The 25,269-nt window shown below is 51.4% G+C and carries 25 protein-coding genes; 10 read left to right on the top strand and 15 right to left on the bottom strand.

Translation table 11 applies throughout. The features are described 5' to 3' along the window. Positions 1-121 precede the first annotated feature (121 nt). Both sodB and mepH read right to left on the bottom strand, forming a co-directional pair. A complete protein-coding gene (sodB, locus tag A7098_RS04960; RefSeq protein ID WP_000007280.1) occupies positions 122-703 on the bottom strand; it encodes a superoxide dismutase [Fe] in 582 nt (193 codons plus the stop codon). 127 nt (positions 704-830) lie between these two features. After that, positions 831-1,658, bottom strand: a complete 828-nt coding sequence (gene mepH, locus A7098_RS04965; RefSeq protein ID WP_000101173.1) for a peptidoglycan DD-endopeptidase MepH — start codon at positions 1,656-1,658, stop codon at positions 831-833. Positions 1,659-1,992: 334 nt separating this feature from the next. Between mepH and grxD the strand changes: the two genes are divergently transcribed. Then, positions 1,993-2,340: a monothiol glutaredoxin 4 gene (grxD, locus tag A7098_RS04970; protein ID WP_000108172.1), complete on the top strand. Its 348-nt coding sequence runs from the start codon at positions 1,993-1,995 to the stop codon at positions 2,338-2,340. A gap of 50 nt (positions 2,341-2,390) precedes the next feature. Here the strand turns inward: grxD and A7098_RS04975 are convergent, their stop codons facing one another. The 5 genes from A7098_RS04975 to nemR form a co-directional block, all read right to left on the bottom strand. Continuing rightward, positions 2,391-7,007, bottom strand: a complete 4,617-nt coding sequence (locus A7098_RS04975) for an ATP-dependent helicase (protein WP_105280432.1) — start codon at positions 7,005-7,007, stop codon at positions 2,391-2,393. Between the two features lie 92 nt (positions 7,008-7,099). Next, complete coding sequence (gene rnt / locus A7098_RS04980) at positions 7,100-7,753, bottom strand: ribonuclease T (protein WP_032225261.1); 654 nt, start codon at positions 7,751-7,753, stop codon at positions 7,100-7,102. A 102-nt stretch (positions 7,754-7,855) separates the two neighbouring features. Then, complete coding sequence (gloA, locus tag A7098_RS04985; protein ID WP_001237802.1) at positions 7,856-8,263, bottom strand: lactoylglutathione lyase; 408 nt, start codon at positions 8,261-8,263, stop codon at positions 7,856-7,858. An 80-nt stretch (positions 8,264-8,343) separates the two neighbouring features. After that, positions 8,344-9,441: an N-ethylmaleimide reductase gene (gene nemA, locus A7098_RS04990; RefSeq protein WP_105280433.1), complete on the bottom strand. Its 1,098-nt coding sequence runs from the start codon at positions 9,439-9,441 to the stop codon at positions 8,344-8,346. Between the two features lie 38 nt (positions 9,442-9,479). Further along, positions 9,480-10,079, bottom strand: a complete 600-nt coding sequence (nemR, locus tag A7098_RS04995; protein WP_032225259.1) for a DNA-binding transcriptional regulator NemR — start codon at positions 10,077-10,079, stop codon at positions 9,480-9,482. 102 nt (positions 10,080-10,181) lie between these two features. Between nemR and A7098_RS05000 the strand changes: the two genes are divergently transcribed. The 3 genes from A7098_RS05000 to sodC all read left to right on the top strand — a co-directional run bounded on the left by A7098_RS05000 (position 10,182) and on the right by sodC (position 11,967). Then, positions 10,182-10,421, top strand: coding sequence for a DUF1289 domain-containing protein (locus tag A7098_RS05000; protein WP_032225257.1), 240 nt, complete (start codon positions 10,182-10,184; stop codon positions 10,419-10,421). A gap of 48 nt (positions 10,422-10,469) precedes the next feature. Then, positions 10,470-11,366, top strand: a complete 897-nt coding sequence (locus A7098_RS05005; protein WP_000250650.1) for an aldo/keto reductase family oxidoreductase — start codon at positions 10,470-10,472, stop codon at positions 11,364-11,366. A 79-nt stretch (positions 11,367-11,445) separates the two neighbouring features. Next, positions 11,446-11,967 (top strand): superoxide dismutase [Cu-Zn] SodC, encoded by a 522-nt coding sequence (gene sodC, locus A7098_RS05010; RefSeq protein ID WP_000819796.1) that lies wholly within the window; start codon positions 11,446-11,448, stop codon positions 11,965-11,967. On the opposite strand, the gene A7098_RS05015 is transcribed toward sodC, so the two are convergent. From A7098_RS05015 to A7098_RS05025, 3 genes are read right to left on the bottom strand one after another with little or no spacing between them, the layout of a single operon-like run. Further along, positions 11,968-13,980, bottom strand: coding sequence for an FUSC family protein (locus A7098_RS05015; RefSeq protein ID WP_105280434.1), 2,013 nt, complete (start codon positions 13,978-13,980; stop codon positions 11,968-11,970). It lies immediately after the preceding gene. Next, the gene (locus A7098_RS05020; protein ID WP_010346022.1) at positions 13,980-14,837 is read right to left on the bottom strand and encodes an HlyD family secretion protein; all 858 of its coding nucleotides are present in this window, start codon (positions 14,835-14,837) and stop codon (positions 13,980-13,982) included. Before A7098_RS05020 ends, A7098_RS05015 begins: the two co-directional genes overlap by 1 nt. A gap of 2 nt (positions 14,838-14,839) precedes the next feature. Further along, on the bottom strand, positions 14,840-15,076 hold the full coding sequence (locus A7098_RS05025) for a DUF1656 domain-containing protein (RefSeq protein ID WP_000671001.1): 237 nt from the start codon (positions 15,074-15,076) through the stop codon (positions 14,840-14,842). 200 nt (positions 15,077-15,276) lie between these two features. On the opposite strand from A7098_RS05025, the gene slyA reads away from it, so the two are divergent. Next, complete coding sequence (slyA, locus tag A7098_RS05030; protein WP_016158207.1) at positions 15,277-15,711, top strand: transcriptional regulator SlyA; 435 nt, start codon at positions 15,277-15,279, stop codon at positions 15,709-15,711. A 46-nt stretch (positions 15,712-15,757) separates the two neighbouring features. On the opposite strand, the gene slyB is transcribed toward slyA, so the two are convergent. Next, entirely contained in the window at positions 15,758-16,225 is a 468-nt protein-coding gene (slyB, locus tag A7098_RS05035) for an outer membrane lipoprotein SlyB (RefSeq protein WP_000597203.1), read from the bottom strand. Between the two features lie 274 nt (positions 16,226-16,499). Here slyB and anmK point away from each other — a divergent pair, with 274 nt between their 5' ends. The 5 genes from anmK (at position 16,500) to pdxY (ending at position 21,074) form a co-directional block, all read left to right on the top strand. Further along, positions 16,500-17,621, top strand: a complete 1,122-nt coding sequence (anmK, locus tag A7098_RS05040) for an anhydro-N-acetylmuramic acid kinase (protein ID WP_000835032.1) — start codon at positions 16,500-16,502, stop codon at positions 17,619-17,621. Positions 17,622-17,711: 90 nt separating this feature from the next. Further along, a complete protein-coding gene (mliC, locus tag A7098_RS05045; RefSeq protein WP_000734947.1) occupies positions 17,712-18,035 on the top strand; it encodes a C-type lysozyme inhibitor in 324 nt (107 codons plus the stop codon). 58 nt (positions 18,036-18,093) lie between these two features. Beyond that, complete coding sequence (gene pdxH / locus A7098_RS05050; RefSeq protein WP_001282324.1) at positions 18,094-18,750, top strand: pyridoxamine 5'-phosphate oxidase; 657 nt, start codon at positions 18,094-18,096, stop codon at positions 18,748-18,750. A 128-nt stretch (positions 18,751-18,878) separates the two neighbouring features. Continuing rightward, positions 18,879-20,153: a tyrosine--tRNA ligase gene (gene tyrS, locus A7098_RS05055; RefSeq protein WP_001516333.1), complete on the top strand. Its 1,275-nt coding sequence runs from the start codon at positions 18,879-18,881 to the stop codon at positions 20,151-20,153. Between the two features lie 60 nt (positions 20,154-20,213). Continuing rightward, positions 20,214-21,074, top strand: a complete 861-nt coding sequence (pdxY, locus tag A7098_RS05060; RefSeq protein WP_085460694.1) for a pyridoxal kinase PdxY — start codon at positions 20,214-20,216, stop codon at positions 21,072-21,074. Positions 21,075-21,112: 38 nt separating this feature from the next. On the opposite strand, the gene gstA is transcribed toward pdxY, so the two are convergent. The 4 genes from gstA to rsxE form a co-directional block, all read right to left on the bottom strand. Then, the gene (gene gstA / locus A7098_RS05065) at positions 21,113-21,718 is read right to left on the bottom strand and encodes a glutathione transferase GstA (RefSeq protein ID WP_000765735.1); all 606 of its coding nucleotides are present in this window, start codon (positions 21,716-21,718) and stop codon (positions 21,113-21,115) included. A 105-nt stretch (positions 21,719-21,823) separates the two neighbouring features. Beyond that, a complete protein-coding gene (dtpA, locus tag A7098_RS05070) occupies positions 21,824-23,326 on the bottom strand; it encodes a dipeptide/tripeptide permease DtpA (protein WP_000100947.1) in 1,503 nt (500 codons plus the stop codon). Positions 23,327-23,935: 609 nt separating this feature from the next. After that, positions 23,936-24,571, bottom strand: a complete 636-nt coding sequence (gene nth / locus A7098_RS05080; RefSeq protein ID WP_001030332.1) for an endonuclease III — start codon at positions 24,569-24,571, stop codon at positions 23,936-23,938. After that, positions 24,571-25,266 carry an electron transport complex subunit RsxE gene (gene rsxE, locus A7098_RS05085; protein ID WP_001289640.1) on the bottom strand — a complete coding sequence of 232 codons (696 nt, stop codon included), beginning with the start codon at positions 25,264-25,266 and terminating at the stop codon, positions 24,571-24,573. The genes nth and rsxE overlap by 1 nt, the downstream gene beginning before the upstream one ends. Between the last annotated feature and the right edge of the window lie 3 nt (positions 25,267-25,269).

The following is a 25,269-nucleotide window of genomic DNA, read 5'->3' on the forward strand; positions in this document are numbered from 1 at the left end:
CTTCTGCGTTACAGTTTGCAGGCAAAGTGCGATTTATCTTGCCGGATGTGGTGTTAATGCCTCATCCGCGTAGGCCTGATAAGCGTAGCGCATCAGGCAATGCTGCATTTGCCATCAGTGATTATGCGGCGAGATTTTTCGCTACGAATTCCCAGTTTACCAGCGCCCAGAAGTGCTCCAGATAACCCGGACGTGCATTGCGATAGTCGATGTAATAAGCGTGTTCCCAGACATCAACGGTCAGCAGTGGAGTCGCATCGGTGGTCAGCGGAGTACCCGCGTTAGAGGTGGAAACGATAGCCAGTTTGCCATCGCTGTTTTTCACCAGCCAGGTCCAGCCAGAACCAAAGTTTTTGATCGCAGCATCAGTAAACTGAGCTTTGAAATCGGCAAAGCTGCCAAAAGAAGCGGCGATAGCTTCAGCCAGTTTACCCGTCGGTTCGCCACCCGCGTTTGGCGCCAGGCAGTTCCAGTAGAAAGTGTGGTTCCAGACCTGAGCGGCGTTATTGAATACACCACCTTCAGAGCTGCGAATAATCTCTTCCAGTGATTTACCTTCAAACGCAGTACCTTTGATCAGGTTGTTCAGGTTAGTGACATAAGTCTGATGATGTTTGCCGTAGTGATACTCGATAGTTTCCGCAGAAATGTGCGGTGCCAGAGCATCTTTAGCATATGGTAGTGCAGGTAATTCAAATGACATTGCTACTCTCCTTTATTATTAATTGGCATACGTACAATAGCCTTATTGTGCGTATGGATAGGGTAGCAAATTAAAAGGTGATACAAAAGATGAACTTACCCTGTTGCCGTAACAACAGGGTAAAGTTTTAGCGAAGTGTTTTTGGGGTCATCACCCGACGAGCGCCAACATAGTGGCGTTGCCAGTAATCTTCACTTAACGAAGTGATTTTAATTTCCTGACCACTGCGTGGTGACTGAATAAATTTGCCGTTGCCGACATACACGCCAACGTGATCGGCGGTTCCGCGCCCCTGAGTGCGGAAGAAGACAAGATCGCCGTTTTTCAGTTCGCTGCGATCGATCGGCGCGGCGTCACGCAGGTGATACATTTCGTTAGCCGTGCGTGGAATACGGATCTTCACCAGATCTTTATACGCGTAATAAACCAGTCCGCTGCAATCAAAACCGGTACGCGGTGAGCTGCCGCCCCAGCGATATGGTTTGCCAATTTGCTGCATCAGCTTATTCATAGCCACTTTTGTGGCTTTCTGTACTTTGGCTTTATGCGCGTCGGCGATGGTTCCCTGTGTGGCATTCTTGACTTTCACACAACGTGACTTATAGCCTTTACGTTTGGTGCATTTTTCCGTAAAGCTGACTGACGCCGTTTTATTGACGGCTTGTTTGCTGCGAGTTTTGGCGTTTTTAGAAGCTGTAATGGAGGATTTTTTAACGGAAGAAGCAGTTTTATTTTTAGTAGTACTTTTACTGGCGGCTTTTTTCGCTGTTTTCTGGCTGGCTTTATTGGTCTTTTTGGTGGTTGCCGTGCTTTTCTTTTTATCTGCTTTTTTGGTGATGTGAGTGGTAGCAGAACTCTCCCTGGCTTGCTTTGAAGCATGTGCCATAGGCGTTAAAGGCAGGGTGGTAAAAAGTAAAGCACAGAGCGTGATCGAAATACGGTTTATCCGCGCCACTGAGCGTCCCTCTGTTAAGGCAGGTCTATCATGCCTGCGTCTGATTTACAAAACTTGATGATTCTAATGCATAGAAGAAGAGAAAGTTAATAGCTTTTATTGTTAAAAAATACGTTTCGTCGGCGAGCGCAAAAAAATGCAGCAGGCAAAGCTAAAAATGGTTATAAAAACACCACGTTGCTGCGTGCCAGAGAAGAAAAGAATATTTGAAATGCAACATATAGAGCAAAGGGATAAAATAGCAAAAGCGTGATGAAAATGTTATTTTCCGTTGCCGCACTGACCCGCTACAATGTCAGATTACTGCCGTAAAGAAGTTTGAGGAAGCAAGACAATGAGCACCACTATCGAAAAAATCCAACGCCAGATTGCTGAAAACCCGATCCTGCTGTACATGAAAGGTTCACCGAAACTGCCGAGCTGCGGTTTCTCTGCCCAGGCAGTCCAGGCGCTTGCCGCATGTGGCGAACGTTTTGCCTATGTTGATATCCTGCAAAATCCGGACATTCGTGCGGAACTGCCGAAATACGCTAACTGGCCGACTTTCCCGCAACTGTGGGTTGACGGCGAACTGGTAGGCGGCTGTGATATCGTGATCGAAATGTATCAGCGCGGCGAACTGCAACAGCTGATCAAAGAAACTGCTGCTAAATACAAGTCTGAAGAGCCGGACGCGGAGTAATCCGTCCTGCAATACTGACGGATGCAAACAAGCATCCGTCAGTGCTTTATCTATCCCCAATCCAGCCCTTGTGGCGAACTTGAAAATCCCGCTTCACGCAGCAGCGTAAACATCGGCGTTTGCCGGACGGGTTGATCATTCACTTCTGTCAGCGTAAAGCGCAGCCGTGGTTCGCGACGCAGTGCGGTAGTCAGCGCCTGGAAAACCTCTGGGGCGAGTAATTCCTCTTTTTCCTGCCAGACCAGCATTTTTTTGCCACCTTGCGCCAGATAGAGTAACAATTTGCCGCCAGAAACGACCACCAGCGCACCCGCCCGACGCGTTGGAACCAGCGTTGCCGGATGTGCAGGCCAGGGCAGGAGAGTTCCCCACACATTAGCCGGATCGTTGGCAGAGAGCGCCACTGGCGTATAGTGCCGCGTCTGCGTGGCTTGTGTCGCCAGATCGCGCAATCGGTCAATAGTCAGGCGATCAGCAAATTGCGCGCCGCCAAGACCTTCAACAAAACGACCACGCATAATTCGCCCGGAGTCTTCCATGCTGCGACAAAGCGTTTGCATTGACGGAAATCCGCCAGGGATATTCTCGGCTATCACCGCCTGACGACTGACGATGCCGTAGCGGTCGAGCATATTTTCCGCCAGCGCCAGCATCCTTTCAGTATCGTTCAGTGGCTCCACCTGTAATAACGACCAGCGTCCAGCCAGCTTCGGCGTGTTGTAAGATACCAGTGGCGAGATGGACGACGTATAGGCAGGACGTCCACGCCGAGCCCGGTGACTGCGGCGAGTTGAGGGACGCGCGCTGGTACTGCTGCGGGTGAGGGCGCGTAACGGTGCCCAAATATCGCAGGAAATGACGCCTTGCCAGACCAGCTCCCATAACGCTTCTTGCAGGGGCGAAGCATCTACCGGTTGACCGATTTTCTCGCCTACCCGTTGAGCGATTTGTTGCGCAAACCAGGCGCCGCCGTCAGCCAGAACCGCGATAATCGCTTGCTGAATCGCTGAACGTTTTGCGTGATCATTTTCTACTGGTGTTAACGATTCTGCGGCATATTCCTGCAAATGCAGAGCCACCAGACCGTCATCATCGCCCAGTTTTTTTTGCCCCGACCAGATAACTGCGCCGGTTGCCAACAGTTCATCGAGCATTTCTGGCGAATAGTCGCGCACGCGGGCTGGCAGGATCTGGCTTTCCCAGAGCGAGGCGGGTAAACCAACACCGGCAAGTTGTTCGATTACCCGCATGACACCATCCACCCCCTCATAAACGCCTGTAGACGTTGCGGCAAAAAGCGCCGGGCTGCCATCGGTAGCGGGCAACACGCCCTGACGTTCCAGCAGCAATCGCGCATAGACTGTAGACGGAACTGGACGCGTCGCTTCTCTGGCAGCCTGCAGCGAGCGTAAGCGCAGACGACGGAAAACTTCGTCGCTCACCCAGACGTCTTGTTGCAGATTCATCACCAGCCCCCGTTCGCGCAGTTGCTGAAGTTGCTCTTCGACAATGGCAATACCGAGGCCAAAATCACGGGCAAGTTGTTCCGCCGTGACCAGAGCATGAGTCCGGAGATAGCGCAGAAAGAGATCGCGAAGCGGGTAATTTACGCGGTGCAGGTAGATTTCGGGTAGTGAGTGCGGCAATGGTACACCGAGGGCGTCTCGTAGCCTGGCTGCGTCATCCATGCAGGCCAGGTGCTTCTGACCTGCAATCATCGCCGGGAAGATTCGTTTTGCCGCGAGAAGGTTTTCCACATACGTCTCAATCTCTTCACTGCTGCCTGTATGCCGTTGTACCAGATCCTCAACGGTCATTGGCCCCAGTTCGCGTAGCAGGTCAAACAAACCTTCTTCACCTTTCGCTTCTCTGCCAGCCGCTAGCCGCTGTAACTCTTCTTCCACCTGGCGTATGACCTGCGGGTCGAGTAATTCACCCGGATCGACCTGACCGAGTAGATCGCGCAGTAACTCGCTGTCCAGCGACAGTACGGATGCCCGGCGCTCTGCCAGCGGGGCGTCGCTCTGGTACATAAATTCCGCGACATAGCCGAACAATAAACTGGCGGCGAAAGGCGAGGGCGTAGTAGTCGTTACATCGGATATTTGTATTTCGCCACCGTTCAGGCGACGCATCAAACGTTCCAGCGCGGGAAGATCATAAACATCTTGCAGGCATTCACGTAGGGTTTCGAGAATGATCGGAAAATCAGGATAACCCTGGGCGATTTCCAGCAACTGGCTGGCTCGTAGTCGTTGTTGCCACAGTGGCGTGCGATGCCCCGGCGTGCGGCCGGGCATCAGCAATGCCCGCGCGGCACATTCACGGAAACGAGCGGCGAAAAGAGCCGAGCTGCCTACCGCTTCGCGGACAATTTGCAGCAATTTTTCTGGTTCAAACAAGAAAATGGCGGCGTCAGGCAATTTACCATCGGTGTCAGGAATGCGCGCAACAATGCCGTCATCACTGGCAACTACTGAGGCGTCAGCGCCCCATAGTGCATGTATTCGTCCTGCAATCGCCAGCGCCCAGGGTTCATGCACGCGTCTCCCATAGGGAGAGTGCAAAATAATACGCCAGTCGCCAATTTCATCACGGCACCGTTCGAGAACCAGATGACGGCTGCCAGGAACAATGCCCGTTGCTTTGCGCTGCTCGTCAATCAGTCCCTTAATATTGGCGAGCGTATTTTCTTCCGCCAGCCACGGGGGAATACTCCCGGAAAAGAACGCGCCATCCGCCAGCAAATGGAGAAAATCGCCGATCATCTCGCCTAATTCAGACGGACGTCCGTTTCCTTCGCCGCGCCAGAAGGGAAGTCTGGCGGAGCGTCCGGGCGCAGGCGTCACAATCACCTGATCGCGGGTAATTTGCTGGATCCGCCAGGAGGTAGCACCGAGGGTGATAATGTCATTCACCCGCGATTCATACACCATCTCTTCATCCAGTTCTCCTACCCGACGAGATCCGGCCTGTTCTTCACCTTCCGGTAATAACACGCTGTACATGCCACGATCCGGAATGGTGCCACCGCTGGTCACCGCCAGCAGTTGGGCGCCTGGACGCGCAGTTAATATTCCACTTTCCCGATCCCAGATAAGTTTTGGGCGAAAAGCGGAAAAATCACCAGAAGGATAGCGCCCGGAAAGCATATCCAGCGTGGTGTCAAAAACGCGCCTCGGTAGATCTTTCCACGGTGCGGCACGGCGCACGCGGGCGTACCATTCGTCCACCTGTAATGCGTCCATCGCCGCAGCGGCAACAGTTTGCTGCGCCAGAACGTCGAGTGGATTATGCGGTGGTGTAAGGTTTTCCAGCTTGCCTGCGAACATACACTCCACAATGACGACGGAATCGATTAAATCACGCCGGGTTCGGGGGAAGAAAAGCCCGTTGGAGATGCCACCGACCTGGTGTCCGGCGCGCCCAATGCGTTGTAACCCACTGGCAACAGAAAGCGGCGTTGCCACCTGAATCACCAGATCCACCGCGCCCATATCAATCCCCAGTTCGAGACTGGAAGTGGCGACCACGCAGCGTAATTCACCCGATTTCAGCGCCTGTTCGGTGATTGCTCGTTGTTCTTTAGAGACGGAACCGTGATGCGAACGGGCAATATAAACGTCGCTACTTTGCACGCGGTTAGAGGTTGCGCCGGAGGTAGACTCAAAATTTGCCGCATCAACGGCGATAGTCGGGGAACGCTGTAATCGTGCAGCGTAAAGCTCATTTAGTCGTGCCGTCAGTTTTTCCGCCAGTCCGCGAGAATTGGTGAAAACAATGGTCGAGCGATGGCGCAACACTTCATCAAGAATGCCGGTTTCAATATATGGCCAAATTGATCCTTCTCTGCCTGCATGGCTGTCTTCGCCGGTGCCGATGGTGACTGATGAGACATCATCCATATTGGCGACAGGAACGACAATCCGGATTTGCGGATGGCGCATTGCGGGCGGGTTGACTACCGTGACCGGGCGATCGCCACCCAGAAATTCCGCCACATCGCTGGCTGAGCGCACAGTGGCAGAAAGGCCAATTCGCTGTGCTGAGGTGTGGAGCAGCGCATCGAGTCGCTCCAGACTTAACGCCAGATGCGCACCACGTTTACTGCCCGCTACCGCGTGGACTTCATCAATAATTACCGTTTCGACGCCGCGTAGCGTTTCGCGTGCGCGGGAGGTCAGCATCAGATAGAGTGATTCGGGCGTGGTTATCAGAATATCCGGCGGATTACGGGTCAGTTTGCTGCGTTCTTGTGCGGGAGTATCGCCAGTGCGGATACCCACACGAATGTTGACTTCCATTTCGCCACGCCGCCGCCGCTCATCCGCAATGCCCTGTAACGGGATCTGTAAGTTGCGTTGAACGTCGGTGCCTAAGGCTTTAATTGGTGAAATATAGAGGATGCGCGAGGTTTTACGCTTATGCGCTTCGCTTGCATGTTCTCCGCCTTCGCGGAAGAGTTGATCGAGGGCGTAGAGAAAAGCGGCCAGCGTTTTTCCGGAACCTGTCGGTGCAATCACCAGCGCATGTTCACCGTGTGCCGCCACATGCCAGGTTTGTGACTGAACAGCGGTCGGCTGTTTAAAGGCGCGAAGAAACCAGTCGCGGGTCGCCGGTGAAAAAACGTCCGGCAGCGACGATGAAGGATTTGGGTTATCTGCCATTAACGCTATTCCCCGTGAATATCATGCATGATGCGTGGAATAGCCTCACTATAGATGCCTGATTCATTGCATGTCATCAGGCATCGACTCGATTACACCTCTTCGGCTTCGGCGGCAGGCAGCGGCCAACCTCCCAGCCGTTTCCAGCGGTTGACGATTTCACAAAACAGCACAGCGGTGCGTTCGGTATCGTACAGCGCGGAGTGTGCCTGAGTGCTGTCAAACTCCATGCCAGCGGTCTGGCAGGCTTTTGATAATACGGTTTGTCCGAGCGCCAGCCCGGCCAGTGCAGCAGTGTCAAAAGTGGCGAAAGGGTGGAACGGGTTACGTTTCAGTGAGGCGCGTTCTGCGGCGGCCATCATAAAGCTGTGGTCGAAATTGGCGTTGTGCGCCACCATAATGGCACGGTTACAGCCGCTCGCTTTAATGCCTTTACGTACAACTTTAAAAATCTCATGCAGTGCCTCGTATTCACTGACCGCGCCACGATCGGGATCGTTCGGGTCAATGCCGTTGAAGGCGAGGGCTTCTGGTTGCAAATTAGCGCCGACAAACGGCTCGACGTGGAAATGTAATGTGGTGTCCGGCATCAGCCAGCCTTGTTCATCCATTTTCAGGGTGATGGCGGCAATCTCAAGCAGCGCATCGGTTTTGGCGTTAAATCCGGCTGTTTCAACATCGATCACAACAGGATAAAAACCACGAAAACGGTCGCACAGACCGGTAAGTTGAGCGTTATCGGACATCTGATTCTCTTAATACGGATAAATTGCAGCGCGCATTATGACAAATATTACTTGCCGATGCAGTAAAGATGCGGGCGTGATGAGTGCACGCCCGGCAGGAGATTAGTTGCCCAGACCGCGACCGGCGTCTTTCTCTTCGATCAATTCAATTTTATAACCGTCCGGATCTTCCACAAATGCGATAACCGTAGTACCGCCTTTTACCGGACCGGCTTCACGGGTCACGTTACCGCCGTTCTGACGGATTTTTTCGCACGCTTCAGCGGCGTTATCAACGCTAAGGGCGATGTGACCATAAGCGGTGCCGAGTTCGTATTTATCCACGCCCCAGTTATAGGTCAGCTCAATCACCGCTTCTTCGGTTTCCGGGCCGTAGCCAACAAACGCCAGTGAGTATTTATATTCCGGGTTTTCGCTGGTACGCAGCAGTTTCATGCCCAGCACGTTGGTATAAAAATCGATGGAGCGTTGCAGATCGCCAACGCGCAGCATGGTGTGAAGAAGACGCATCTTTATATCCTCAAAATGGCTAACAGATTCAAAATGTTGTTTTAGTATAGCGGCGGCTTTGCGCCGCTCGCAATGTTAGATCACAGCGTAGGGTAATCGGTATAACCTTCTGCGCCGCCGCCGTAGAAACTTTCGGCACGCTGTGGGTTAAGTTCGGCTTTGCGCTGCAGGCGAGCGACCAGATCCGGATTCGCAATCCAGTCGCGACCAAATGCCACCGCATCAATTAACCCTTTGCCGATCAGCGTTTCCGCTTTTTCTACCGTATATGCACCAGCCCCGATAATCGGGTCGTGGAAACGGGCGCGTACTTTTTCGCGGAAAGCCTCGGTATATGGTTTGCCGCCTGCCCAGTCAGGTTCGGACATATGCAGATAAGCAATGCCGCGTTTGCCCAGTTGTTCAATCAGATACAGTGCATCGGCTTCTTCATTCGGGCCGTTATCCGTATTCTGGAAAGTACCGATTGGCGAAACGCGAATGCCAATGCGATCGGCACCCCATTCTTCAATCCCGGCATCAACAACTTCCAGTACCAGACGTGCGCGATTTTCCACGCTACCGCCGTACTGATCGGTACGATGGTTTGAAGAAGGCGACAGGAACTGATGCAGTAAATAACCGTGAGCGGAGTGAAGCTCTACCAGATCAAAACCGGCTTCACGCGCGTTAGCAATGGCCTGACGGAAATCATTGACGATCCCCGGAATCTCTTTCAGCTCCAGTGCACGCGGCATAGATGTCTCGACGCGGATCGCCTGACCATTTTCATCGCGCAGAGAAGTACGCGTTCCCGCACTAAGTGCCGAAGGTGCTACCGGAGCCTGGCCGCCAGGTTGCAGGCTGGCGTGAGAAATGCGCCCCGTATGCCAAAGCTGTACGGCGATATGACCATTTTCAGCATGAACACCAGCGGTGATTTTTTTCCATGCCGCGATTTGCTCCGGGCTATGAATACCAGGTGCGCCCGCATACCCTTTTGCCTGAGCGGAAACTTGAGTGGCTTCGCTAATAATCAAGCCGGCACTGGCACGTTGGCGATAGTATTCCGCCATCAACGGAGTAGGGATGTCACCCGGCTCAATGCTGCGCAGACGTGTCAGAGGGGCCATAAAAATACGGTTTGCCGCCGTGATCGCGCCCACTTGCAGTGGGGAATACAGTTTTTCAGATGACATAAAGGCTCCCGGTCGTCTGGTGATGAAAAAAATGCCTGCTAAACGGCAGGCGTCGCAATAATGGTTTTTACATGTGTTAGCGCGTTTTCCAGCGGCCCGGAACTGCGCGAAATTTTGGCCTGCAGATTGGCGCCCAGCCACAGCGCGTAAAGTACTTGCGCTTGTTGTAGCGGTTCACCACAAAAGGTTAAACAGTGGCTGGCACGGCCATTTTCCAGTGCCTGAGAGAGCAGGGCGATCACGCCACGAGCGCCTTTATCCATCGCGCTGCGCATATCTTCTGACAGATCGCACACTTCGGCAGAGAGCTTTACTGTCAGGCATCCGCTGATAGTTCCATGCTGGCTAAACTGGTTAAGTGTCTGCTGGTAATAAGCCAGTATGCGGTCGCGGTAGTTACCTTCGCCGGATTGCAGCAACTCCGCTAGTCGCAGGTGATACGCCGCGTAATGACGCTCAAGCATGGCAACGCCAAACGCTTCTTTAGAGCGAAAGTAGTGATAGAACGACCCTTTCGGCACTTCAGCGATTTTCAGTAACTCGCTTAATCCCATCCCGGTGAATCCACGTTGCAGGCAAAGCTGCTCACCCGTAGCCAGGAGGTGTTCGCGAGTATCATGTTCGGTGTGTTTATTCATGTGTTTGAGTGTAGTAGACCGGTCGGTCTAGTGCAAGTAAAGTTGCTACTTTGGGCATTAACAGCTTCAATAGTGGTAATAATCTTATCTTAGGAGGGCGAAGTGGCGGAGCAATTAGAGTTCTTTCCCGTCCAGAGCCCGTGCCGGGGAATTTGCCAGTCCGATGAACGCGGATTTTGCCGTGGCTGTTATCGTAGCCGGGATGAGCGTTTTAACTGGAATAAAATGAGCGATGGCGAAAAACAAGAAGTGTTGCGCCTTTGTCGGCAACGACTTATGCGTAAATTACGCGCGAATAAGCCAGCGCCATCAGACGAACCTGAGCAACCATCACTCTTTTGAGCCTAATCTTGCGTATACTCCTCTCATATCTGATAAGAGGAAGCGATTATGGTTCAGCGTATTACTATTGCGCCGCAAGGCCCGGAGTTTTCCCGTTTTGTGATGGGCTACTGGCGATTGATGGACTGGAATATGTCCGCCCGCCAGTTAGTCAGTTTTATTGAAGAGCATCTGGATCTCGGCGTGACTACTGTGGATCACGCTGATATTTATGGTGGCTATCAGTGCGAAGCGGCGTTTGGCGAGGCGTTGAAACTGGCGCCTCACCTGCGTGAACGGATGGAAATCGTCAGTAAATGCGGTATCGCGACGACCGCGCGTGAAGAAAACGTCATTGGTCATTACATCACTGACCGCGACCACATCATTAAGAGCGCCGAACAGTCGCTGATTAATCTTGCGACCGATCATCTGGATCTGCTGCTGATCCATCGCCCCGACCCGCTAATGGATGCCGATGAAGTGGCAGATGCGTTTAAACATCTGCATCAGAGCGGAAAAGTACGCCATTTTGGCGTCTCCAACTTCACGCCTGCGCAATTTGCGCTGTTGCAATCGCGCTTGCCGTTTACCCTTGCCACTAATCAGGTGGAAATATCCCCGGTGCATCAGCCGTTACTGCTGGATGGCACGCTCGACCAACTGCAACAACTGCGTATTCGCCCGATGGCCTGGTCTTGTCTTGGCGGTGGTCGTCTGTTTAATGATGATTATTTCAGGCCGCTACGTGATGAACTTGCTGTGGTGGCGGAAGAATTAAACGCGGGCTCTATCGAGCAGGTGGTTTATGCCTGGATATTGCGTCTGCCATCGCAGCCGCTGCCGATTATCGGCTCCGGTAAAATTGAGCGCGTGCGGGCTGCTGTCGAAGCGGAAACATTGAAAATGACCCGCCAACAATGGTTCCGTATCCGTAAAGCGGCACTGGGTTACGACGTACCGTAAACACTTTTAGGAATAGCCGCCGTTCAAATATGTGTCACTGGTTTACACTTAACGGGTATGCACATTGAACGGAGGTCCTATGAAACGTTTTAGTCTGGCCATTCTGGCGCTGGTTGTTGCAACCGGCGCACAAGCTGCCAGTGAAAAAGTCGAGATGAACCTCGTCACGTCGCAAGGGGTTGGGCAGTCAATCGGTAGTGTAACAATTACTGAAACCGATAAAGGTCTGGAGTTTTCACCCGATCTGAAAGCATTACCACCCGGTGAGCATGGCTTCCATATTCATGCCAAAGGAAGCTGCCAGCCAGCAATGAAAGATGGCAAAGCCAGCGCCGCAGAATCCGCAGGCGGGCATCTTGATCCACAAAATACTGGTAAGCATGAAGGGCCAGAAGGTGCAGGACACTTAGGCGATCTGCCGGCACTGGTGGTTAACAATGACGGTAAAGCAACCGATGCCGTCATCGCGCCTCGTCTGAAATCACTTGATGAAATCAAAGACAAGGCGCTGATGATCCACGTTGGCGGCGATAATATGTCCGATCAACCAAAACTGCTGGGCGGTGGCGGTGAACGCTATGCCTGTGGTGTCATTAAGTAATTAAGAGGTCAGCGTACCTTGCGGCGGCGCTTGCTCAAGTTGCGAAAGCGAGCAGTACAGACGCCAGACAATCGCCGCCAGCTCACGGGCTGCGGGTTGATGATGGTGGGCAAGGCTGTCGCATATCCGCTGTAATTCTTCAAGTGTGGCCGCCAGTGATTTTTGCTGAACGCCACGCTCATTCATTACTTCCCGCAACAGAAAAATACAGTTATCCCGCACTCGCGATAACGGATCGGAACGCGATTCCCAGTCCCGCAATTGCCAGACAACATGTGAACAGTTCAGCAGCACCACGCCCCAGCGTAATAACCAACGGCGAGCCAGTGCATCCTGGCTGTTGCTCAACTGACTAACGTGGTGATAAGTGAGCGATTCAAATTCGCTTTCACTCAGGGTTGGATGGCGGCTTAGTTGGTCGACAAAATCCCGGCGCAGTGCGCGAATATGACGACGACTTTTACGGGCATCAGATCCAGGTCGCAGAATGGCGAACGCTAACCACGCCAGTGCCACGCCAACAATTTTCGCCAGATTATCGTTAAGAAAGTCAGCAAAATCATACACCGGGGGATTAGTGACAGCGATGAACGAACCCATAAATACGATCAGTTGTCCCCACAACGCGGCAAATTTTGGCATCTGTAATTTGAGAAGTTGCATCGTCGCCAGTAGCGGGAAGAGAAACAGCAAAAATTGCCACAGGTCGCTAATCTGAACCATCAGACCAAACTTAACCACAAAGCTAAATAGCGAAAGTAATACCAGCGTGCGCATAAGTAGCGACAGTGACTTAAACGGTGCCGCGACGGCGGAGTAGAGTACGCAGCTAATTGCTGCCAGTGTTAATGCATTGGCACCGGCATCCCATTGCGAGGTAATACTCCATGCGCCAATTATCATCAACGTACAAAATGTGCGCAGTCCACTCCACATAGCTTCGGCGTTATCGGTATGACGTGCCAGGCCGGCTGTTCGTGGGAGTCTGGCACGATCATCTGTACCGCTTTCCAGACGATGTAGTTCCTGACTGCTTTGCAGATAAAGGCGGCAAAAATAGCGTAGTCGCTGCCAGAAGGCGACGTGCCGATAGTCGGCTAAGTTGGTTGGGCGCAGTGGGGCAATGATACGTGCGACGGTGTAAAAATCAGTTTGCGAACTGGCAAGCGCCGTCAGCAACTGTTCGAGAATTTCACGTGTGGCGGCGGGCGTTGATGACCAGTTGAGCAACATACGTCGCAGGCTGGAGATGACGCTGGTCATGCGTAATTGCTGGTGGAGTAGCGCATTCAGGCGTGCATTTTGCTGGCGGAAACGATAGTGACTCCAGAACGCCTGAATGCGCAGCAAATTCATGGTTAATATTTGCCCAATGATTCCTTCATGTGCTGTGCGAATGGCATCGGTTGTTTCAGGCTGCCAGAGCAAGCTGGCATGTTCCAGTAAACGGGCATGCATGTTTTTCAACGCGGTTAAAAGCGCAGTGGCGTCGGAGCTACTCGGCAGGATCATCATCATCATGCCGCCGCAGAGAATACCGACGATGACTTCGCAAACGCGTGCCTGAGCGATATCCCATAACTGGCTTGCTTCCGTGATATTGACCATCGGAAAGGCGATAATGGCCGCAGTGTAGCCCGCCAGTTGGAAGGCATACGCCACGTTATTCGTGAAGTGCGCGCAAGCCCAGGTACAAAAGCCAAGCCACGCCGACATGCTCAATAGAAAAAACCACGGCTCGTTAAGCGTATGCCCGGCAAGAATCAGTGCCGCGATGGCTCCCAGCAAACTACCAGCGATGCGTCCGAGACTTTTGCTGATGACACCGCCAACGGTGGGAAAGCTTACCACCGCAGCCGAGGTCATCGCCCAGTAGGGTTCATCGAGATTTAAATAATAGGCAACCGTCAGCGCCAGGCACATGGCAATGGTATTGCGTAACGCATAACGCCATTGCGCCAGCGAGGCCCTGCACCAGGGCAAATTGCGCAAGGACCATAACGATGCGTTCATTATTGACCTACGGCGATGCTACATGTTGTACCGGATACCAGCGTGACATCGCTGGGAACATTATCCAGAGCAAAGCGGACGGGAACGCGTTGGGCGAGACGCACCCAGGGGACGTTAGGTTTCACATCCGGAATCAGGCTGGAATCACTTTCAATGCTCTGATCATAAATCGCCCGACCGATACTGGAAACGTGACCCTGTAACGTTTTGTTGTCGCTATAGAGCGTAATTTGTGCTGGTGCACCGTCGTGGATATGGCGCAATTTGGTTTCTTCAAAATAACCAATGACGTAAAACGAATGGCTATCCACCAGGGCAAACAGGGGTTTTCCGGTGTCGGCGTAGTCGCCGATGCGGGTAGTGAGATTAGTTACCCATCCACTCACCGGAGCGCGAATTTCCGTTTGCGCCAGTTGCCATTGTGCCTGTTCAAGCGTCGCCTGTGCGGCATCAACACTGGCCTGCATCGCTTTAACATTGAGGTTAGCGGTATCCAGCTCTTCGGCAGAGATAAAATTATGTGAGAGATGACGGCGACGATTAGCTTCGTTATTGGCTTTGGCGAGGTCAGATTGCGCTTTCGTTAACTGAGCCTGGGCGTTCAGTTCGGCTATCTGGAAGGGCGTTTTATCGATGGTGAGTAAAATATCACCAGCATTAACCAACTGGTTGTCTTTTATATTCATCGCAACAATACGTCCAGACACCTGAGGCGTGATAGAAACCTGTTCTGCGCGTATTTTTCCGTCGCGTGTCCACGGTGACTGCATGTAATAGTTCCATAGCCACCATCCGGCAAGAATCGCAACAACCGCTACAATAATTGTTGAGAAATACTTAATTGTTTTAATTGACATAGTTACCACGCAATCAGTATTGCCAGAGCAAGGCAAACGCAAATCGCAAACAGCGATAAATCCATTAACAAGGGATGCCAGATGTCACCGGCGTAGATCCAGCCGCGAAGCAGGCGGTGTATAACAAGCCAGAGGACAAATCCAAGCGCGAACGCTTTGAAAAACGGAGGAAAATAGACGGACGCACCGAACACCAGATCTTGTAAGGGCAATCCCGTTGCATTAAGCATAAACTTCACAAAATAGATTCCTTTACGACCGAATATATTGCGTTAGATTAATAAATATTCTTTAAGTGCGAAAAAGTTACGCGCAATTTCTGAAAAGCATGTCTGACGGTAAGCAAATGCAGCAATACATTTGTTTTAGCAATACAATTGCTGCACACTATTCTAAAAGCTGTATAATATCTTAGCAAGCTAATTATAAGGAGATGAAATTGGAATCGCCACTAGGTTCTGATCTGGCACGGTTGGTGCGCATATGGCGTGCTCTGATAGACCATCGCCTGAAACCGCTGGAGTTAACGCAAACCCATTGGGTAACGTTGCACAATATCCATCAGTTACCTCCAGACCAGTCGCAAATTCAACTGGCAAAAGCGATCGGCATTGAGCAGCCTTCACTGGTTCGTACGCTGGACCAACTGGAAGAAAAAGGGTTAATTTCGCGTCAAACTTGCGCCAGCGATCGTCGGGCTAAACGTATTAAACTGACGGAAAAAGCGGAGCCGCTGATTAGCGAAATGGAAGCGGTTATTAACAAAACCCGGGCGGAAATATTGCATGGAATTTCCGCAGAGGAAGTAGAACAGTTGATTAAGCTCATTGCAAAACTTGAGCATAATATTACTGAGCTGCAGGCCAAAGGGTGAAATGAAGAAGGCGTGTGGTCAGTGACCTGACCACACGTCAACTTATTTAGCGCGGAGAGACAGTCACCTGGCTACCGTTGCTGGCCAGGATAACACGTTGTCCCGGAGAGAAGTGGGTATTGCCCTGTTTCTGTACCACCATAATGGTGTTGCCATCATCTTTACGAATTTCCAACTCCACACCCTGAGTTTTGTTCATTGCGCTCTGCACGCCCTGACCCGCTACGCCACCTGCGATAGCGCCTGCCGCAGTTGCCAGAGAACGCCCAGTTCCGCCACCAACGGTATTCCCAAGGAAGCCACCGAGAACCGCACCGCCAATTGCGCCGATAACGTTGGAATCATCACCGCCCTGAATTTGTACCTGTCGTACATTAACGATTGTGCCATAGCTGACATTCTGCACTTGCTTCGCTTCAGAGGCGGTATAGACATCGCCAGAAAGGGTATCGTTATTAACACAACCGACAAGAGACAGACCTACCATTGATACAACCAGTACGCGCTTAATCATTGAAAAATCTCCTGATTACCATGAAACGCCTCACAAGCATCCCTCATGGCCAAAGTAAATGGCATTGGTATAACTATGATTACATGTTCCACTAAAACATGATGGAATCATAATTAGAATACGGTTAACCAAGTATAAACAAAACATTCATAGTAATTATTGATATGAATATAATGTTTTCCTGGTAATGGTAAAAATCGGCGCTCATGCATGGAATTCGTGAGAGGTTTGTGTTTGAGTGGAGCGCAAACGACAGGTTGAAAAAGGATGAACTATGAAATCAGGCCGCTTTATTGGCGTAATGTCAGGTACTAGCCTGGATGGTGTCGATGTTGTACTGGCGACTATCGATGAACACAGGGTGGCGCAGTTGGCAAGTTTGAGCTGGCCGATTCCCCCATCACTTAAACAAGCAGTACTGGATATTTGTCAGGGGCAGCAGCTTACGCTTTCTCAGTTCGGTCAACTGGATGCTCAACTTGGTCGCTTGTTTGCCGATGCCGTTAACGCACTGCTCAAGCAAGAAAATTTGCAGCCAAAAGATATCGTCGCCATCGGGTGTCACGGACAGACTGTCTGGCACGAACCTACTGGCGTTGCACCGCATACTCTACAGATTGGTGATAACAATCAAATTGTGGCGCGCACTGGAATTACTGTCGTTGGTGATTTTCGCCGTCGCGATATCGCCTTAGGTGGTCAGGGTGCGCCGCTGGTGCCAGCGTTTCATCACGCATTGCTGGCTCATCCGACAGAGCGGCGAATGGTTCTCAACATTGGTGGTATCGCCAATTTGTCGTTGTTGATTCCAGGGCAGCCGGTGGGGGGATACGATACCGGTCCAGGTAACATGTTGATGGATGCGTGGATCTGGCGTCAGGCCGGGAAACCTTACGATAAAGACGCTGAGTGGGCGCGAGCGGGTAAAGTTATTTTGCCACTGTTGCAGAATATGCTTAGTGATGCGTATTTTTCCCAATCCGCGCCGAAAAGCACCGGGCGCGAATACTTTAACTACGGTTGGCTGGAACGGCATTTGCGCCATTTCCCGGGTGTTGATGCGCGCGATGTCCAGGCGACGCTGGCGGAACTTACTGCCGTGACCATTTCTGAACAGGTATTATTGAGTGGCGGCTGCGATCGTTTGATGGTCTGTGGTGGCGGAAGCCGTAATCCATTGGTGATGACGCGACTTGCTGCCTTGCTGCCAGGAACCGAAGTGACCACCACTGACGCCGTCGGCATTAGTGGTGATGACATGGAAGCATTGGCCTTCGCGTGGCTTGCCTGGCGGACGCTGGCGGGGCTACCCGGCAACCTGCCTTCGGTCACCGGCGCAAGCGAGGCGACGGTGCTGGGCGCAATTTTCCCTGCAAACCCGCGATATCAGAGTTAACTGAATTTTTCCTACTGCGTCTGCCGTTACACTTGGAAGTTGAGGAGAGCGTTTTGCTCTCCGGACCAGGAAAGTCTTCGGGATGTGTTTATGAAAAAACTGTTACTGATCTGTTTGCCGGTGCTTCTCACTGGCTGTGGCGCGTTTAATCAACTGGTTGAACGTATGCAAACTGATACGCTGGAATACCAGTGTGATGAAAAACCGTTGACGGTAAAACTGAATAATCCGCGTCAGGAAGTCAGTTTTGTCTACGACAATCAATTAATTCACCTTAAACAGGGAATTTCAGCCTCTGGCGCACGTTATACCGATGGCATTTATGTTTTCTGGTCAAAAGGTGATGAGGCAACGGTCTATAAGCGTGACCGCATCGTCTTGAATAACTGTCAGTTACAAAATCCGCAGCGTTGAGATTTTTCCAGGGGCGGCGCACAATAGCGTCACCCACTGACAATCCGTAAAGAAAACCATGTCTGATAACGACGAATTGCAGCAAATCGCGCATCTGCGCCGTGAATACACCAAAGGCGGTTTACGCCGCCGCGATCTTCCCGCCGATCCTTTAACCCTTTTTGAACGCTGGCTCTCCCAGGCCTGTGAAGCCAAGCTGGTTGACCCCACCGCGATGGTCGTCGCAACCGTTGATGAACATGGTCAGCCTTATCAGCGCATCGTGTTACTCAAACATTACGACGAAAAAGGGATGGTGTTTTACACCAATCTCGGCAGTCGCAAAGCGCATCAAATCGAAAATAACCCGCGCGTTAGCCTGCTTTTCCCGTGGCATACTCTTGAGCGCCAGGTAATGGTGACCGGTAAAGCGGAGCGTCTTTCGACTCTCGAAGTGATGAAATATTTTCATAGTCGTCCGCGCGATAGCCAGATTGGCGCGTGGGTATCTAAGCAGTCCAGCCGTATCTCTGCGCGAGGGATCCTTGAGAGCAAATTTCTTGAGCTGAAGCAGAAGTTTCAGCAGGGCGATGTCCCTTTACCGAGTTTCTGGGGCGGTTTTCGCGTAAGTCTTGAACAGGTTGAGTTCTGGCAGGGCGGTGAGCATCGTCTGCATGACCGCTTTTTGTACCAGCGTGAAAATGAGGCGTGGAAAATCGATCGTCTCGCACCCTGAAAAGATGCAAAAATCTTGCTTTAATCGCTGGCACTCCTGATTCCGGCACTTTATTCTATGTCTCTTTCGCATCTGGCGAAAAGTCGTGTACCGGCAAAGGTGCAGTCGTTATATACATGGAGATTTTGATGGCAAGCAGTAACTTGATTAAACAATTGCAAGAGCGGGGGCTGGTGGCCCAGGTGACGGACGAAGAAGCGTTAGCAGAGCGACTGGCGCAAGGCCCGATCGCGCTCTATTGCGGCTTCGACCCTACCGCTGACAGCTTGCATTTGGGGCATCTTGTTCCATTGTTATGCCTGAAACGCTTCCAGCAGGCGGGCCACAAGCCGGTTGCGCTGGTAGGCGGCGCGACAGGTCTGATTGGCGACCCAAGCTTCAAAGCTGCCGAGCGTAAGCTGAACACCGAAGAAACTGTTCAGGAGTGGGTGGACAAAATCCGCAAGCAGGTTGCCCCGTTCCTCGATTTCGACTGTGGAGAAAACTCTGCTATCGCCGCGAACAACTATGACTGGTTCGGCAATATGAATGTGCTGACTTTCCTGCGCGATATCGGTAAGCACTTCTCCGTTAACCAGATGATCAACAAAGAAGCGGTTAAGCAGCGTCTCAACCGTGAAGATCAGGGTATTTCGTTCACCGAGTTTTCTTACAACCTGTTGCAGGGCTATGACTTTGCCTGTCTGAATAAACAGTATGGTGTTACGTTGCAGATTGGCGGTTCTGACCAGTGGGGTAACATCACCTCTGGTATCGATCTGACCCGTCGCCTGCATCAGAATCAGGTTTTTGGCCTGACCGTTCCGCTGATCACCAAGGCTGACGGCACCAAATTTGGTAAAACTGAAGGCGGCGCAGTATGGCTGGATCCGAAGAAGACCAGTCCGTACAAGTTCTACCAGTTCTGGATCAACACCGCTGATGCCGACGTTTACCGCTTCCTGAAGTTCTTCACTTTCATGAGCATTGAAGAGATCAACGCCCTGGAAGAAGAAGATAAAAACAGCGGCAAAGCACCGCGCGCCCAGTATGTGCTGGCGGAGCAGGTGACGCGTCTGGTTCACGGTGAAGAAGGTTTGCAAGCCGCGAAACGTATTACCGAATGTCTGTTCAGCGGTTCCTTGAGTGCGCTTAGCGAAGCGGACTTTGAACAGCTGGCGCAGGACGGCGTACCGATGGTTGAGATGGAAAAAGGCGCTGATCTGATGCAGGCGCTGGTCGATTCTGAACTGCAACCGTCCCGTGGTCAGGCGCGTAAAACTATCGCCTCCAATGCCATCACCATTAACGGTGAAAAACAGTCCGATCCTGAATACTTCTTTAAAGAAGAAGATCGCCTGTTTGGTCGTTATACCTTACTGCGTCGCGGCAAAAAGAATTACTGTCTGATTTGCTGGAAATAATGCACTAAGTGGAAAGGGGGAGTGAGAAATCACTCCCCTGATTTTTATACAGGGAGCACAATGAAAAATATTCTCGCTATCCAGTCTCACGTTGTTTATGGTCATGCGGGTAACAGTGCGGCAGAGTTTCCGATGCGCCGCCTGGGCGCGAATGTCTGGCCGCTGAATACCGTTCAATTTTCTAATCATACTCAATACGGCAAATGGACTGGCTGTGTGATGCCGCCCAGCCATTTAACCGAAATTGTGCAGGGCATTGCCGCCATTGATAAATTACACACCTGTGATGCCGTACTCAGTGGTTATCTGGGATCGGCGGAGCAGGGCGAACATATCCTCGGTATTGTCCGTCAGGTAAAAGCGGCGAATCCACAAGCGAAATATTTTTGCGATCCCGTAATGGGGCACCCGGAAAAAGGTTGCATCGTTGCGCCAGGCGTGGCGGAATTTCATGTCCGTCACGGTATGCCAGCCAGCGATATCATCGCGCCGAATCTGGTCGAGCTGGAAATTCTTTGTGAACATCCAGTACATAACGTCGAAGAGGCCGTTAACGCTGCGCGTGAGCTTATTGCGCAAGGGCCACAAATCGTATTGGTTAAACACCTTGCACGTGCGGGCTACAGCACAGATCGTTTTGAAATGCTGCTGGTTACTGCTGATGAAGCCTGGCATATCAGCCGTCCGCTGGTCGATTTCGGTATGCGCCAGCCGGTAGGTGTTGGTGATGTGACGAGCGGTTTACTGCTGGTGAAATTGTTGCAGGGGGCAACGCTGCAGGAGGCACTGGAACACGTGACGGCTGCAGTATACGAAATTATGGTAACCACCAAAGCAATGCAGGAATATGAACTGCAGGTGGTTGCCGCGCAAGATCGTATAGCCAAACCGGAACACTATTTCAGCGCAACGAAGCTCTGAAATACCTCGGCCCACAGCTTCCTGTGGGCCGATGACGATTACTGCAAGCCTTCCGCCGTCAACGCGGCTTTCACCGCCGGTCTTTCAGCCATACGCTGCATAAAGGCTGCAATGTGCTCTAAACCCTCCAGATTCAGTTTCACCGCGTATGCCCAGCGCAGAACCGTAAACAGATAGGCGTCAGCGATGGTGAAACGTTGCCCGCAGATCCAGTGCTCATCTTTCAGCGCGTCGTTAACATACTGCAGCTTTTTCTCCAATTGTGCACGGGCAGCCTGTTTATACTCTTCCGGGGTATCCGGGCGGAACAGTGGTGTGAACCCTTTATGCAATTCGGTGGCGATATAGTTCAGCCATTCGATGGTTTTATAGCGAGAAATACTGTTTACCGATGCCAGCAACTGGCGGTCGGGAACACTGTCAGCAAGATACTGCATAATTGCTACGCCTTCCGTCAGCAAAGTACCATCGTCCAGTAGCAACGCAGGAACCTGTCCCTTAGGGTTAATGGCAAAGTAATCATCACCGTTCTCGAGACGTTTTTTCATCAAATCCACACTGACGAGCGTAAAGTCCTTTCCGCTCTCACGCAGGGTGATATGGGAAGCAAGAGAGCAGGCGCCCGGTTTGTAGAACAGTTTCATCGGTAACTCCTTTTGGCTGTGGTTTAAAGTATGGTAGTGCGTTGCTGAACAAAAAAAAAGCCGCTAACGAAAAGTTAGCGGCTTGTAAAAGAGTTTCCCTGAAATTTACGCTACGGCAGCTTTCGCCGCTTTGTCTGCAGCATCGTCCTGGGTCATGCGATGCAGTTTCGGCGCGGTCAGCAGCATCAGCACAGCAATAACGGCAGTGGCGACACCAATCTGCAAGAACACGCGACCATACACTTCCAGCGACATCAGCGGATCGGTTACGTTATCCGGAACAGCCATCATACCCGCAACATAACCACCAATCAGGTTTGCACCGGCAGTGGTCAGGAACCAGCTACCCATAATGAAGCCCATCAGACGCTGCGGAACGAGCTGTGCAACCATCGCCAGACCCAGACCAGAGATCATCAGTTCACCGATACTCTGCAGGCCGTAGCTAGCTACCAGCCAGCTTACAGAAACGATACCGGCGTCAGACGCGAATTTCGCACCCAGCGGCAGGATCAGGAACGCACCAGAACACATCACCATACCGATTGCAAACTTGGTCGGCATCGGCAGGGTATCGCCCATCTTGTTATAGATAGCGGCCAGAATCGGGCTACCAATGATGATCCAGAATGGGTTCAGCGCCTGATACTGCTCTGGCTCGACGGCCAGACCAAGAATAGTGTGTTCAACGTTACGAATCGCAAAGAAGTTCAGCGACGTCGGCATCTGGCTGTACAGCACGAAGAAGATGATTGCTTCAAGCATCAGGATGAAGGCGACGATCATTTTACGACGCGCAGCACCTTTCATGGCGAACGCTTCTTTACCGAAGATAACCACGATACCCAGGGCAACAACGCCCAGCGCCATACGTGCTACTTCCTGGTTGTGCAGCAGCCAGGTTGCAACTGCGATCAGGGCTACAACACCAATAATGGTCAGCAGCAGGTTACGGTAGTTGACTGGTTCAAAGTCAGGTTTTGAGCCGTACTGCTTAACCCAGCGTTGGCAGAAGGCGAAGTTAACGATAGTGATTAACAGACCTACTACGCTAAGGGCGAACGCGACGCTCCAGCCATATTTGGCAGCCAGCCATGGGGTTGCAATCATAGAGAAGAAAGAACCGATGTTGACGGACATGTAGTACATGGTAAATGCACCGTCCAGACGCGGGTCGTTTTTCTCATAGCAAGTAGAGAGCAGCGAAGACGGGTTGGCTTTAAACAGGCCGTTACCTACGGCAATAGCCGCCATACCCATATAGACGATACCGGCGTCGTGACCAGACCATGCAACCAGCGCATAACCAATGGCCAGTACAATAGCACCAAGCATAATAACGCGTTTAGTACCCAGTACCTTGTCACCTAACCAGCCGCCGATAGCGACCAGACCATAAACCAGGGCGCTAAAGGAAGAGAAAAGGGTGATTGAATCCGCTTCAGACATACCCAGTTGTTTAACCAGGTAGACAGCCATAATTCCTTGTAGGCCGTAATAACCAAAACGTTCCCATAACTCAATCGAGAAGATGAGATAGAACGCCTTCGGTTGTTTGAAAGCGTTCAAACTGACGCTTTCTGTTGGTTTTTGGTTTGCAGTGGACACTTTTACCTCTTTTTTTACATCCCATATTAACGGGGGTGCTTTCTCGCGTGATGTCTAAAAAACATACGCGCAATTGTTATAGTGGGAGGGGAAACGGCAGGTAATGTTCACTATCTTGCACTTTCAGACAAGTCCTTTGTAATAATCTGTTACATATAACTGACGTGGAGAATTCATCGGCTCCGGGAAATGTTATCCAGCGTTAAATTTTTCAAAAAACGTAAAGGCAGATTTTTTCACTACTGAGACAGTGTAATAATTCCAGTTTGGCGATATGTTCTGCTATAAGGTGTTTTATGTAGTGGGATAGTCCATTATCTGAAAAATAGCCAGTGTAATGTTTTGTAGGTTTCAGGACGGATTGAATCAATGCTTTGTCAAATTTAACTTTTAAAATGCATTGTTTTTACATTTTAGTATCAGTGTGATCTTGATCACGAATAGATAGAAAATTTCGCTATTAAAAAAACAATTAACCTGCATTTTTGGTTATTCACAAACGGATTGCCTGATGATGCCGCAGCGAGGCGGCATCATTAACGTTAGAGGGATGTTTTTGAAGAAGATAAGGAAAGGTAATGGATGGGTAGACGACACCATCTATTTGTGTCAGATGTCAACTTTCTCTTTGTATTCACAAAGATCTTCAATAATGCAGGAGCCACAGCGCGGCTTGCGGGCAATGCAGGTATAACGCCCGTGAAGAATTAACCAGTGGTGGCAATCGACTTTAAATTCTGCCGGAACCACTTTCAGCAATTTTTCCTCAACCTGCTCGACATTTTTTCCTGGCGCAAATTGGGTGCGGTTGCAGACCCGGAAAATGTGGGTATCTACAGCGATGGTCGGCCAACCGAAAGCGGTATTTAACACCACGTTAGCTGTTTTACGTCCAACGCCGGGTAAGGCCTCCAGCGCCGCGCGATCTTCCGGAACTTCGCCATTATGCTGTTCCAGTAAGATACGGCAGGTCTTAATGATATTTTCCGCTTTGCTGTTATATAACCCAATAGTTTTGATATACGTTTTTACGCCGTCAACACCCAGTTCGAGCATTGCCGCAGGCGTATTAGCCACCGGGTAGAGCTTCGCCGTCGCCTTATTAACGCTGACATCGGTGGCCTGAGCGGAAAGCAGTACGGCAATCAGCAATTCAAAAGGCGAACTGAAATTAAGCTCGGTTGTGGGGTGAGGATTGTTCTCACGCAGACGTGTGAGGATCTCCAGGCGTTTTGCTTTGTTCATCAGACATTCCCTGTTTCACCGTTCGGCAAGCCGCGTTCGGCGATTGCTTCAGCGCGGCGCTTTTTCATTTTTTCATCAATCAGATATTTCACAGCCAGCATCAGTCCCAGACCAATAAATGCGCCTGGTGGTAACATTGCCAGCAGGAAAGGGGAATCAGTGTGGAAGATCTCCACCCGCAATACTTTTGCCCAGTTACCCAACAGCGCATCGGCACCGTCAAACAACGTTCCGTTGCCGATGATTTCGCGTAGTGAACCCAGCACGAACATTGCGCAGGTTGCGCCCATGCCTATCGAAAAACCATCAAGAGCCGAAAGCGCCGGACCTTTTTTGGCGGCGAAGGCTTCAGCGCGACCCACAACGATACAGTTAGTGACAATCAGTGGAATAAAAATCCCTAACGATTGATACAGGCCGAAGGCGTAGGCGTTGATCAGCATCTGTACGGCGCTGACCACCGAGGCGATGATCATGACGTAAATGGGGATACGGATCTCAGCTGGCGTCCAGTGACGCAGCGTCGAGATAGTCAGGTTGGTAAGCGTCAGCACCAGTGTCGTCGCAAGCCCTAAACCCAGAGCGTTGGTGGCAGTGGACGTGACCGCCAGCAGTGGGCAGAGGCCAAGCAACTGAACCAGTGCGGAGTTGTTCTTCCATAACCCCTGAACAATAACATCTTTAATTTCGCTCACGGT

It is taken from the genome of Escherichia sp. MOD1-EC7011 (assembly GCF_002965005.1).
GTDB classification, from domain to species: Bacteria; Pseudomonadota; Gammaproteobacteria; order Enterobacterales; family Enterobacteriaceae; genus Escherichia; species Escherichia ruysiae.